This window comes from Pandoraea nosoerga (assembly GCF_902459585.1).
Classification (GTDB): domain Bacteria; phylum Pseudomonadota; class Gammaproteobacteria; order Burkholderiales; family Burkholderiaceae; genus Pandoraea; species Pandoraea nosoerga.
This window is the reverse complement of sequence record NZ_CABPSC010000004.1, coordinates 103,360-115,217: the sequence shown is the minus strand read 5'-3', so window position 1 is coordinate 115,217 and position 11,858 is coordinate 103,360. Positions and strand designations below refer to the sequence as shown.

Here is an 11,858-nt window from a genome sequence, read left to right as displayed (position 1 = left end):
GCCGGCCGCCCTTTCGGAACGGCTCGGCGCGCGTGGTCGCATGCGTGTGCAGCCGACCGGTTCCATGGCGGGGAAGAACGCGCCCGATTGCATCGCGCGCCCGCCCGGCCACGTCAGCCGCCCAGATATGCCTCCAGCACTCGCGGATTACCCAGCAGATTGCGGCCCGTGTCGTCCAGCACGACCTTACCGGTCTCCAGTACGTAGCCGTGCTGCGCAATCTTCAACGCCTGGCGCACGTTCTGCTCGACCAGGAAGATCGTCAGGCCGTCGGCGTTGATCTCCTTTAGCGTGTGGAAAATGCCCTGCACGATGATCGGCGCGAGTCCCATCGACGGTTCGTCGAGCAATAACAGACGCGGCCGTGCCATCAACGCGCGGCCGATCGCCAGCATCTGCTGCTCACCGCCCGACAGGTTGCCCGCCATCTGATCCAGACGCTCCGCCAGCCGCGGAAAACGCTCTAGCACCTTGTCGAAGTCCGGCTTCACGTTCTGCCGATCGCGGCGCGTGTACGCGCCGAGCTCGAGGTTCTCGCGCACCGTCATCGTGGTGAGCGTGGCGCGACCTTCCGCAACTTGCACCAGCCCGCGCTGCACGATCTTGTTCGGCGTCAGTCCACCGATATCCTCGCCTTCGAACAGGATCGTCCCCGCCTGCTTCCTGATGAGACCAGACAACGCAAGCAGCGTCGTCGACTTGCCTGCGCCGTTGGCCCCCACGAGCGAGGTGATCTCGTGCTCACGCAACGAAAAGTCCACGCCCTTCACGGCCTCGATATGCCCGTAGGCGACCTTCAGGCCCTTCACTTCGAGCAGCGCGCTCATGCCTTGTCCTCCGCGCCGACTGCCAGTGCAGCCGCATCATCATCGTCGTCGCGGCCCAGATAGGCCTCGATCACCTGCGGGTTGTGCTTGATCTCGTCGGGCTTGCCCTCGGCAATGATCTTGCCGAAGTTCAGCACCGCGATCCGCTCGCACAGCCCCATCACGAAACGCATGTCGTGCTCGATCATGAAGATCGTGTACCCGCGCGCCTTGATGTTCTCGATCTCGCTCATGAGATCGACCTTCTCGCCGGTGTTCATGCCGGCGACGGGCTCGTCGAGCAACAGCAGCTTGGGCTCTGTCGCCAGCGCACGCGCGAGTTCGAGCTTGCGCTGATCGCCGTATGAGAGATTGTCGGCAATGTCATGTGCCTTGTGATCGAGCCTCACCCACGACAGCAGTTCGTGCGCGCGCTCGCGCGAGCGCTTCTCCATGTCGCGAAAACCCGGCAGCGAAAGCAGCAGGCCGGCCGGACCGTAGGTGAGATGACGATGCATGCCGACCACCACGTTCTCGATCAGCGTCATCTCCTTGAAGATGCGGATGTTCTGGAACGTGCGCGCGATGCCGCGCTGCGTGATCAGGTGTGGCTTCTGGCCCACGAGACTTTCGCCGTCGAACGTGATGCCGCCCCCGGTCGGCTGCAACAGGCCCGTGATCAGGTTGAATACGGTCGTCTTGCCGGCGCCGTTCGGGCCGATCAGCCCGAAAATCGTGCCCTGCGGCACTTCGATGTTTACGTCCTGCAGAACGTGCAGGCCGCCGAATCGCTTGGAAATATTGGAAAGCTTGAGCATGTCGTGTCCTCCTTCCGCTCACGAGGAAGAGGCCGAACGCGTCTTGCCGGCCCGGAACCAACGGCGAAAACGCATCGGGTCCCAGATGCCCTTGGGCAGGAACAGCACGATCAGCACGAGGATCAGGCCATTCACCACAAGACGGAAATCGTTGAACGCGCGCAGCAACTCGGGCAGCAACGTGAGAATCGTGCTGCCGAGCACCGGGCCCACCAGACCATTGATGCCGCCGAGAATCGCCATCGTCAGAATCTCGACGCCACGATCGAAACCGAACTCGTTCGGCCCGATGAAGAACGTCAGGTGAGCGTTGAGCGCGCCCGCCAGGCCGGCCAGCACGGCGCCCAGCACGAAGGCCAGCATCTTGTAGCCCGTGACGTTGATGCCCATGAGGCCGGCAGCCGTCTCGTCTTCCTTGATCGCCTCGAAAGCGCGGCCGATCTTGGAGCGGCGCATACGCCACAACACCGCCAGCACGATCACCACCGCACCGGCCACGTGCCACCACTGCGTGAGCTGCGGAATGCCGTTCAGGCCAAGCGCGCCGCCCGTGAGGTCTTCGGTGTTGAGAATCAGCACGCGCACGACCTCGCCGAAGCCGAGCGTCGCCATCGCGAGATACACGCCCGACAGCCGCAGCGTGGGCTTGCCGATGATGAACGCGATGAGCGCCGGGGCCGCCATGCCGCCCGCGAGCGACACGGCAAACGAAGTCTCGTAGTTCATCGTGAGCAGGGCCGCCGTGTAGGCGCCGATGCCCATGAACGCCGCATTGGCCATTGCCAGCATGCCGCACGAGAGCGTGAGATAAATCGACAGGGCCAGCAGCGCGTTGGTGCCGAGTGTGAGCACCAGGTTGCTGTAAACCGCCCAGAAATTAGTGAACCAGTCCATTGCGCCCCCGTGATTACGCTTTGCGTTCGAGCACTTTGCCGAACAACCCCTGCGGACGCACCAGCAGGATCAGAAACAGCAGGCCGAACGCCACGGCGTCGCGCATGTTCGAGCCGATGTAAGCCACCGACAGCACCTCGGCAAAGCCCAGGAACAGCCCGCCGATCATCGCGCCGCGAATATCGCCCATGCCGCCGAGAATGATCACGGCAATGCCCTTGTGCAGCATCGGCTGGCCCATGAGCGGGAACACGGCGTTGGAATACAGACCGATCAGCACACCTGCCATGCCGCCCAGACCCGCGGCCGCGAACGAGGTGGCGAGAAACAGCCCTTCGACGTTGATCCCGAGCAGATACGCCGCCTTGGGAGACTCGGCAACGGCGCGCAGCGCGCGGCCGAGTTGCGTCTTCTTGATCGTCGTGATGAGCACGGCCATCAGCGCGAACGAGATGAAGATGATCGCCATTTCGAGCGCCGTCATGTGTACGCCGGCCACGGTGATCGTGTCCTGCGAGACGACGTCGTATGGAAAGCGCAGGTTCTCGGCGCCGAAGATGCCTTGCACGCCGTTGTTGAGCAGAATGCCCACACCGATGGTCGCGATCATCGGAATCAGGTGAGGCGCGCCGCGTTTGCGCAGCGGCTTGAGCACCAGCACGTCGATGATGAGTCCGAGCAGGCCGGCCGCCACGACGGCCACGATGATAGCCGCCCACAGCGGCAGATGCAGACGGACGACGGCTTGCAAGGCGGCGTATGCGCCGACCATGAAGACCGCGCCGTGCGACAGATTGATGACGCCGAGAATGCCGAACACGAGTGTGAACCCGAGCGCGAACAAGGCGTACACGCACCCGAGGGAGAGCGCGTTGACGAGTTGCTGTTCCAGCATGGTGTGTATTCCAGCCTGAGGGACGGGGGCGCGCGCCGCGCGGGGGTGCGGCGTGCGCCAGAAACGCCGATGGGCGTAGCGCCTTTCGGCCCTACGCCCATGCGGACTTCTTCAAGTACTGCCGGGCTGCTTACTTCTCGATGACGTACTTGCCGCCCTTGGTTACGCTCACGATCGGCGCCTGCTGCGCGTCGTAGCCGGCCGGCTTGCCGTTCTTGCCCATCGCCTGACGGAAGGCGAACGCACCGGTCGCGCCGTCATGCTTGACCTTCGGCAGCGCGTCGCGCAGCGCCTTGCGGTCGGCTTCGAGGTTGCCCGAGATCTTCACGTTCTTGAGCGCGCTCGCGGCAATGTACATGGCGTCGTAGGCTTGCGCGGCGAACTGGTCCGGGGCCACGTTGTACTTCGCCTTGTAGGCGCCGATGAACTTCGTGTTGGCCGGCGTGTTGTTCTCGATCGACCAGGGGCTGCCCACCCACAGGCCGTCCGAGCTGCCCTTGGCCAGATCGAACACCTTGACCGAGTTCATGCCGTTGCCGCCGATGAACGGCACGTTGATACCCAGTTGGCGAGCCTGCACCATGATCGGCGCCCCTTCGGCGATCAGCGCCGACAGCACGATGGCGTCCGGGTTGGTCGCCTTGATCTTGGTGAGCTGCGCCTTGAAGTCCACGTCGCCCTTGGCGAACGTTTCCGTCGTCGTGACCGGGATCTTCAGGTCTTCGAGCGCCTTCTTGAAGTTGTCGTAGCCGCTTTTGGTAAACACGTCGTCGTTGCCGTACAGCACCGCGACCTTCTTGATGCCCGTGTGCTTGGCCGCGACCTTGATGGTCTCCGGCAGTACGTCGGCTTCGGTCACCGAGTTGCGGAAAATGAAGTCGCCGATCGACGTGATGCCGTCAGCCGTGTTCGACGTGCCGAACGCCACCGTCTTGCCGGCCTGGGCAATCGGGTCGGCCGCCTGGGCCGAGTTCGACAGCGTCGGGCCGAACACCATGAGCACCTTGTCCTGGAAGATCAACTTCTTGAAGACGTTGATCGCCTCTTCCTTCTTGCCCTGCTCGTCCTCGATCTGAAGCACGAGCTTGTTGCCGTTGATGCCGCCGGCGGCATTGATCTCGTCGGCCGCGAGCTGGAAACCGTTCTTGATGGCCGCGCCATACTGCGCGGCACCGCCCGACAGCGCCTCGGCCACGCCAATCTTCAGATCGGCCGCGTGAGCCGCAGCCACCATCCCCGTCGCGACAAGTGCGCACAGCAACTTGGTCATGGTGCTTTTCATGAGTCCTCTTCCTCCAATACCTAGTCTCTAGTTATGAGAAGGCGCGCCTTATGGGCGCGCCCATTACCCTAACTACCGTGTCGGTTCTCAAGCCGCGGCTTAAGAAAACTCCTAAGCATAACGCAAACTGCTGGCGACGGACACGACAAAAGGGGTTTTGCCCCGTTTTGGCGCATAAATGCAACGCACTTATGGCGCCATAACGGCTTTTTGCAGCATCAATGACCGGCGATGGTCATTTGTTCAATCAGGATTGACCCGACCTCCTTGGTGCCGCGCACGAGCGTGTCGGCGCCGATGGCGACGATCTGGCGGAACATGTCGTTCAGGTTGCCGGCGAGCGTGATTTCCTCCACCGGATACTGGATCTCGCCGTTTTCCACCCAGAAACCGGACGCGCCGCGAGAGTAGTCGCCCGTCACATAATTCACGCCCTGCCCCATCAGCTCCGTGACGAGCAGGCCTGTGCCGAGCTTGCGCAGCATGGCGCGGAAGTCGTCGTCCGGCGCGGTCAGCTTGCTGTACATGCGCAGGTTGTGCGAACCGCCGGCATTACCGGTCGTCTGCATGCCCAGCTTGCGCGCCGAGTAGGTGGAGAGGAAATAGCCCTGCACCACACCGTCGCTCACCACGTCACGCGCGCGCGTTTTCACGCCCTCTTCGTCATAGGGCGCACTGCCCATGGCGCGCGGCACGTGCGGGTCCTCGTGGATGCCGACGTGATCGGCGAAAACCGGCTTGCCGAGACTGTCGACCAGGAACGTCGCCTTGCGGTACAGCGCTCCGCCGCTCACGCCCTGCACGAAAGCGCCCAGAAGGCCGGCGGCGAGGGGCGCCTCGAAGAGCACGGCGCACTTGCGCGTGGACAGTTTGCGGGCATGCAGACGCGCCAGCGCGCGCTCGGCGGCGTAACGCCCGACCGCTTCGGGCGAGGCGAGGTCCTCGGACGCACGCTTGGACGAATACCAGTCGTCGCGCTGCATGTGGCTGCCCGAGCCCGCGATCGGCGAGACGGACAGGTAATGGCGGGAATACGGGTAGCCGGAGAGGAAGCCGCGTGTCGTGCCCAGCATGAACTGCGAGTGCTGCGCCGAGACGCTCGCCCCTTCCGAATTGCGGATGAGCGGACTCACGTCGAGCGCCGCCTTCTCGGCGCGGCGCGCCAGCTCGACCGCATCGTCCGCGCTGATGCGCCACGGATGGAACAGCGAGAGCTCCTGCGGGTGCATTTCGAGCAGTTCGGCCTCCGCCAGCCCCGCGCAATCGTCTTCCGCGGTGAAGCGGGCAATGTTGTAGGCGGCGTCGACGGTGTCATGCAGCGCCTTGCGCGAGAAATCGGACGTGCTGGCGTTACCGCGACGCTGACCGATGAAGACCGTCACGCCCACGAGCTTGTCGCGGTTGCGCTCGATCGTCTCGACTTTGCCGCGCCGCACCGAGACCGACAGTCCGTCGCCCTCCGAAATCTCGGCAGCGGCGTCGGTGGCGCCGAGCGAGCGGGCGTACTGCAATACGTCGCTGACGATTTCCTTGAGTTGGTCCTGAGTGTGCGTGAAGTGCTGGGTCGCTTGAGACATCGGCGCGATTGGGTCAGTAGCTGAATGGGAACCGCCATCTTAGCGCGACTTACTCTCCGTCGCGCGGCGGCCATGCAACTATTTGGCGGCCGCGCGCCGCGCTACAATAGCGCCCATGACGCACATTCAACGCTTTAACCGTATCGCCCACAGCGAGCTTTCCGAGCAAGGTCCGAGCAAATCCCAGCGCAAGCGCGAATCCCATGCCTTGCAGGACCTGGGCGAAGAACTGGTCAATCTGGCCAAGGACGCGCTCGCCCGCGTGCCGATGCCCGAAAACCTCGAGCAGGCCGTGCGCGAGTGCCGCAAGATCACCGCCCACGAAGGCCGGCGCCGCCAATTGCAGTATGTGGGCAAGCAAATGCGCTCGCTGCACGAATCCGAAGTCGAAGCGATTCGCCGCGCGCTCGACGCCATCAAGGGCGTCTCGAAGGCGGAAACCGCCAGGCTGCACTCGCTCGAGCGCTGGCGCGAACGCCTTCTGGCCAGGGACGAAGCCCTCACCGAGTTGCTGGCCCAGCACCCGCAGGCCGACGCCCAGCAATTGCGCACGCTCATTCGCAACGCACGTCGCGAGCAAGCGGCGCAAAAGCCGCCCAAGGCCTTTCGCGAGCTGTTCCAGGCGCTCAAGGATTTGCTCGTGAACAGCCCGGCCAGCCCCGAAACTTCGGAAGACGCCGATAGCCACCTGCCCGAATTCCCAACCCGCGAGGAAGACTGATGGTCGCGCGCTCACATCCGGACGAACTTCGCGTCGGCCTCGTATCGATCAGCGACCGCGCGAGCCAGGGCACCTACGAAGACCAGGGCATCCCGGCGCTGCAGACGTGGCTGGGCAGCGCGCTCACCTCGCCGTGGGTCGCCGAGACGCGCCTGATTCCCGATGACGCCGAAGGCATCACCGCGACACTGATCGAACTCGTCGACACGATGCAGTGCGACCTCGTGCTCACGACCGGCGGCACGGGCCCGGCGCGGCGGGACGTCACGCCCGAGGCCACGCTGCGCGCCGGCACCAGGGAGATGCCGGGGTTCGGTGAGCAGATGCGCCAGATCAGCCTGCGCTTCGTGCCGACGGCCATCCTGTCGCGGCAGGTGGCGGTCATTCGCGAAACCGCCGATCACGCGGCGCTCATCATCAACCTGCCGGGGCAGCCGAAGTCGATCAAGGAAACGCTGGAAGGCTTGCGCGACGCGGACGGAAAGTCCGTGGTGGCCGGAATTTTCGCCGCGGTGCCCTACTGCATCGATCTGATCGGCGGCCCGTACATCGAGACGAACGAGGCCGTGTGCAAGGCATTCCGTCCGAAGAGCGCCATTCGCGCGCCGAAATCCGTCTGACGGGATCTTCGCGGGCCCGGCGCGCTCGGCCTGCCAGCATGGCGCCATGAAAAACGCCAGCGTCATGCGCTGGCGTTTTTCCGGTGTTTCGCCGGGTGTTTCCGCATTAAGCGGCCGCGGCAGGCGCGACGCGCCTGAGCCAGCTCCCACGTCTGGCGGATCAGGCCGATCAGGCGGATCAGGCGGATCAGGCCGATACGATCGCCGCGCCGGACTCGGGGCCGCCAGGCACCGAGGTCCTCAGGAAGTGCTCGCGGTAGTACACGAGCTCGTCGATGGACTCGTGGATGTCGGCCAGCGCCGTGTGTGCGGCGCGCTTCGTGAACCCCTTGTAGACGGCCGGCTCCCAGCGGCGGCACAGTTCCTTGAGCGTGCTCACGTCCAGATTGCGATAGTGGAAAAACGCTTCGAGCTTGGGCATGTAGCGCGCCATGAAGCGGCGGTCCTGGCAAATCGAGTTACCGCACATCGGTGACTTGTTGGGCGGCACGTATTGGGAGAGAAACTCGATCAGCCGGGCTTCGGCCGTCGCTTCGTCGATCGTGGACGCCTTGACGCGATCGATGAGGCCCGAGCGGCCATGCGTCGACTTGTTCCAGTCGTCCATGCCGTCGAGTACCGCGTCCGATTGGTGGATGGCGAACACCGGGCCTTCGATACGACGTGTGAGCGCCGAGTCCGTGACGACCACCGCCACTTCGATGATCCGGTCGCTCTCAGGCTGCAGACCAGTCATTTCCATATCGAGCCAGACCAGATTGAACTCGGCGCGCGCAAGCGCCAGTTCGCTCTCGGCTGGCGTGGAATTTTGGGACGAAGTGGCGGACATGATCGGAGGACTCTGGAAAACGCGTCGGTGGACGGCCAGCCAGGCGCCTGGCCGGTCGAAAGAACTTATAATTCTCGCATACTTCGGATTCTTCTTAAGCGCATGTTCACCTATCTCTTCGTGATCTTCCTGCTGGCGATGGTCATGACCAAACTGTGGCTGGCCGCCCGCCAGATCCGCCATGTGGTCGCGCACCGGGCCGCCGTGCCCGCGCGGTTCGCCGATACGATCACGCTGACCGATCACCAGCGCGCCGCCGACTACACGGTCGCCCGCACCCGCCTGGGCATGGCGGAGATATTCGCGCAGGCCGTGCTGCTCGTGGCGTTCACGCTGCTCGGCGGGCTGAACGCGCTGCACATCGGCATTTCGGAATGGCTCGGGCAAGGTTACGTCGGCCAGATCGCGCTGATCGGCGCCGTGCTGCTCGTTTCCGGCATCGTGGACCTGCCGTTCACCTATATCCGCCAGTTCGTGATCGAGCAGCGCTTCGGCTTCAACCGGATGTCGCTCGGTCTGTTCATTGCCGATCTTCTCAAGGGCACGGCCGTGGGCATTGTGCTCGGCCTGCCGCTGCTCTTCGTCGTACTCTGGCTGATGGAGCGCGCCGGGACCCTGTGGTGGCTGTACGCATGGGTGGTCTGGGTCGCGTTCAACCTGTTCGTGCAGTTCATCTTCCCGCACGTCATTGCACCGATGTTCAACAAGTTCGAGCCGCTCTCGGACGCCTCGCTGGCGCAGCGCATCGAAGGCCTCATGCAACGTTGCGGCTTCGCGGCGCGCGGGCTGTTCGTGATGGACGGCTCCAAGCGCTCGGCGCACGGCAACGCGTATTTCAGCGGCTTCGGGCGCGCCAAGCGCATCGTGTTCTTTGACACGCTGATCGAGCGGCTCTCGCCCGCGGAAATCGAAGCCGTGCTCGCGCATGAGCTCGGCCATTTCAAGCGTCGCCACATTACCAAGCGGCTGGCCGTCGCTTTCGCGCTTTCGCTCGCGTTTCTCGCGTTGCTGGGCTGGCTCGCCGGCCGCACGTGGTTCTATACGGAGCTGGGCGTGATGCCGTCGATGACCGGCAGCAACAACGCACTGGCGCTGGTGCTGTTCTTCCTCGTGCTGCCGGTGTTCGGCTTCTTCGCCAGCCCGCTGAGCAGCCTGAGCTCGCGCAAGCACGAGTTCGAGGCCGACGCCTTCGCCGCGAGCCAGACCGAGGCCGGCGATCTGGTCAACGCGCTGGTCAAGCTGTACCAGGACAACGCCTCGACGCTCACGCCCGACCCGGTCTACACGGCGTTCTACTACTCGCATCCTCCGGCCTCCCAGCGCATCGACCGTTTGCTGGGGCACGCATGAAGCGCGGCGTGAAGGGCAAGGCTTCGCCGGTTGCCGTGACCGCGCAGCAGGCGCGCCGCCACGGACGCGTGACGGCGGCACACGGCCGCCACTACCTCGTGGAAGCCGACGATGGCGAGACGGTGCTGTGTTTTCCGCGCGGCAAAAAGAGCGAAATCGCCGTCGGCGACGAAGTGCAATGGGCGCGCACGGGCGACCAGGGCGTGATCGAGGAGATTCTGCCGCGGCGCAATCTGTTGTACCGGTCGGATCAATTCAAGAGCAAGCTGTTCGCGGCGAACATCGATCAGCTGGTCATCATGCTCGCGACCGAGCCGTATTTCAGCGAAGACCTGCTGGGCCGGGCGCTCGTTGCCGCCGAAGCCAACGAACTGCGCCCGCTCATCGTCCTGAACAAGACGGACGTCACGCACGCCGTACCGGCCGCCCGCGAACGACTGGCGCCGTACCGCGCGCTGGGCTACGAAGTGCTGGAACTGTCGGTGCGCGCCGATCCGAAAGCCGCGACGGCCTTGCTGCAGCCGCGGCTCGCGCACCAGGCCTCGCTGCTGCTCGGACAATCGGGGATGGGCAAATCGAGTCTCGTGAACCTGCTCGTCCCGGACGCCGACGCCGCGACGCGCGAGATCTCGACGGTGCTCAATTCCGGCAAGCATACGACGACCTTCACGCGCTGCTTCCATCTGCCTGAAGGCGGCTTGCTGATCGATTCGCCCGGGTTCCAGGAGTTTGGCTTGCACCATCTCAAGGAAGGTGCGCTGGAGAGGGCCTTTCCCGAGTTTCGTCCGCTGCTGACGGGTTGTCGGTTCTACAACTGTCACCACCTGAAGGAGCCGGGCTGCGCGATTCTCGAGGCCGTTGCGGCGGGCCGCGTCTCGGCACAGCGCCATGCGCTCTATGCGCAGCTCGTGCATGAGTCCGAGCAGCAGATTCCGTACTGAAACGGTCTTCGCATGTCGCGCCGGACATGAAAAAACCCCGCCTCGGCGGGGTTCTTGCCATCGAATGGCAGCGTATCTTGACGCGGCGCGTTCGCACCGCCAGCCGTCAACCGAGCCATACGGCCAGCGTGAGCAGCAAGAGGAGCAGCATCCACAACAAGACGGCGCGCCAGACCAGACCGACGGCCGCCTGAAGGGTACGCGGCGTGCACTCACTGCCGACGGGCAGGACGGCGTCGTCGCCTTGATTGAGGGCGTCGACACTCGACACCTCCGCCAGCGGCCCGGCGAGTCGCGCGCCTAACGCGCCGCTGCCCGCGGCAAGCAGAATCCCCTCGTTCTCGTTCGGCCATTGCTTGGCGTAATGACGCCATGCGTAGATCGCGTCCTCGAAGTTGCCGACGATCGCAAAACCGATTGCGGTGAGCCGCGCGGGAACCCAGTCGATCACATAGAACGCCTTGCGCGCGAACGCGCCGAAGCCCGGGCTGCGGTCCGGCGCCGCTTCCGTCCAGCGACGCGACAGATACTCGGCAAGGCGGTAGAGCACCGCGCCCGCCGGGCCTATTGGCATCAGGAACCAGAAGAACACGCCAAAGACGTGGCGATGCGACGCGATGACCGCATGCAGCAGCGTGTGGCGCACGATCTCGTCGACCGGCATGTCGACCGTGTCGACGCCGATCCACTGGCGCAGGATTTCGCGCGCCTCGTTTGCGTTGTCGTTGTTCAGGGCAACGTGGATATCGGTGAAATAGTGGCTGAACTGACGAAAGCCCATCGTCAGATAGACGATCAGCACGTTCCACGCGAAGCCCAGAAAAATATTGACCCGCATCAGCAGGTAATAGATGAGGCCGACGCCAAGCACGAACGGCAGGACCACGACGAGCCATGCCAGCACACCATGACGCGGCTGTCCGGCATCGAACGTTTGCGATGTATGGGCCGCGTGGGAGCGAATCAGGTTGTAGATCGGGTTCTGCGTGGAGAGGGCACGCACCTGCTCGAGGATCAGCGCGAGGAGTACCGAAAAGAATGTCATGCGTGCGATCAGATCATCGGACGGAATGGTGTAACGATAGCACAGCTTCTCGTGGATACCCGCCCTGCGCGCCGTCGCGG

At 64.2% G+C, this 11,858-nt stretch carries 12 protein-coding genes; 4 read left to right on the top strand and 8 right to left on the bottom strand.

Annotation, left to right across the window (positions count from 1 at the left end; genetic code table 11):
• Nucleotides 1–113: 113 nt before the first annotated feature.
• The 6 genes from PNO31109_RS07315 to pmbA all read right to left on the bottom strand — a co-directional run bounded on the left by PNO31109_RS07315 (nt 114) and on the right by pmbA (nt 6,272).
• On the bottom strand, nt 114–827 hold the full coding sequence (locus PNO31109_RS07315) for an ABC transporter ATP-binding protein (protein ID WP_150554948.1): 714 nt from the start codon (nt 825–827) through the stop codon (nt 114–116).
• On the bottom strand, nt 824–1,624 hold the full coding sequence (locus PNO31109_RS07310) for an ABC transporter ATP-binding protein (RefSeq protein ID WP_150554947.1): 801 nt from the start codon (nt 1,622–1,624) through the stop codon (nt 824–826). Before PNO31109_RS07310 ends, PNO31109_RS07315 begins: the two co-directional genes overlap by 4 nt.
• An 18-nt stretch (nt 1,625–1,642) precedes the next feature.
• A complete protein-coding gene (locus PNO31109_RS07305) occupies nt 1,643–2,518 on the bottom strand; it encodes a branched-chain amino acid ABC transporter permease (protein WP_150554946.1) in 876 nt (291 codons plus the stop codon).
• 13 nt (nt 2,519–2,531) lie between these two features.
• Nucleotides 2,532–3,413, bottom strand: a complete 882-nt coding sequence (locus PNO31109_RS07300) for a branched-chain amino acid ABC transporter permease (protein WP_150554945.1) — start codon at nt 3,411–3,413, stop codon at nt 2,532–2,534.
• A 130-nt stretch (nt 3,414–3,543) separates the two neighbouring features.
• Nucleotides 3,544–4,695 (bottom strand): ABC transporter substrate-binding protein, encoded by a 1,152-nt coding sequence (locus PNO31109_RS07295; protein ID WP_150554944.1) that lies wholly within the window; start codon nt 4,693–4,695, stop codon nt 3,544–3,546.
• A gap of 218 nt (nt 4,696–4,913) precedes the next feature.
• Nucleotides 4,914–6,272: a metalloprotease PmbA gene (pmbA, locus tag PNO31109_RS07290; RefSeq protein WP_150554943.1), complete on the bottom strand. Its 1,359-nt coding sequence runs from the start codon at nt 6,270–6,272 to the stop codon at nt 4,914–4,916.
• Between the two features lie 115 nt (nt 6,273–6,387).
• Here pmbA and yjgA point away from each other — a divergent pair, with 115 nt between their 5' ends.
• Entirely contained in the window at nt 6,388–6,993 is a 606-nt protein-coding gene (yjgA, locus tag PNO31109_RS07285) for a ribosome biogenesis factor YjgA (RefSeq protein WP_150554942.1), read from the top strand.
• Nucleotides 6,993–7,613 carry a molybdopterin adenylyltransferase gene (gene mog, locus PNO31109_RS07280; protein ID WP_150554941.1) on the top strand — a complete coding sequence of 207 codons (621 nt, stop codon included), beginning with the start codon at nt 6,993–6,995 and terminating at the stop codon, nt 7,611–7,613. The genes yjgA and mog overlap by 1 nt, the downstream gene beginning before the upstream one ends.
• 187 nt (nt 7,614–7,800) lie before the next feature.
• On the opposite strand, the gene orn is transcribed toward mog, so the two are convergent.
• Nucleotides 7,801–8,442: an oligoribonuclease gene (gene orn, locus PNO31109_RS07275; RefSeq protein WP_150554940.1), complete on the bottom strand. Its 642-nt coding sequence runs from the start codon at nt 8,440–8,442 to the stop codon at nt 7,801–7,803.
• 102 nt (nt 8,443–8,544) lie between these two features.
• Here orn and PNO31109_RS07270 point away from each other — a divergent pair, with 102 nt between their 5' ends.
• On the top strand, nt 8,545–9,792 hold the full coding sequence (locus PNO31109_RS07270) for a M48 family metallopeptidase (protein WP_150554939.1): 1,248 nt from the start codon (nt 8,545–8,547) through the stop codon (nt 9,790–9,792).
• The gene (gene rsgA / locus PNO31109_RS07265; RefSeq protein WP_150554938.1) at nt 9,789–10,733 is read left to right on the top strand and encodes a ribosome small subunit-dependent GTPase A; all 945 of its coding nucleotides are present in this window, start codon (nt 9,789–9,791) and stop codon (nt 10,731–10,733) included. The genes PNO31109_RS07270 and rsgA overlap by 4 nt, the downstream gene beginning before the upstream one ends.
• Before the next feature lie 106 nt (nt 10,734–10,839).
• Here rsgA and PNO31109_RS07260 read toward each other — a convergent pair whose 3' ends face one another.
• Entirely contained in the window at nt 10,840–11,778 is a 939-nt protein-coding gene (locus PNO31109_RS07260; protein WP_150554937.1) for a CobD/CbiB family protein, read from the bottom strand.
• Nucleotides 11,779–11,858: the final 80 nt, after the last annotated feature.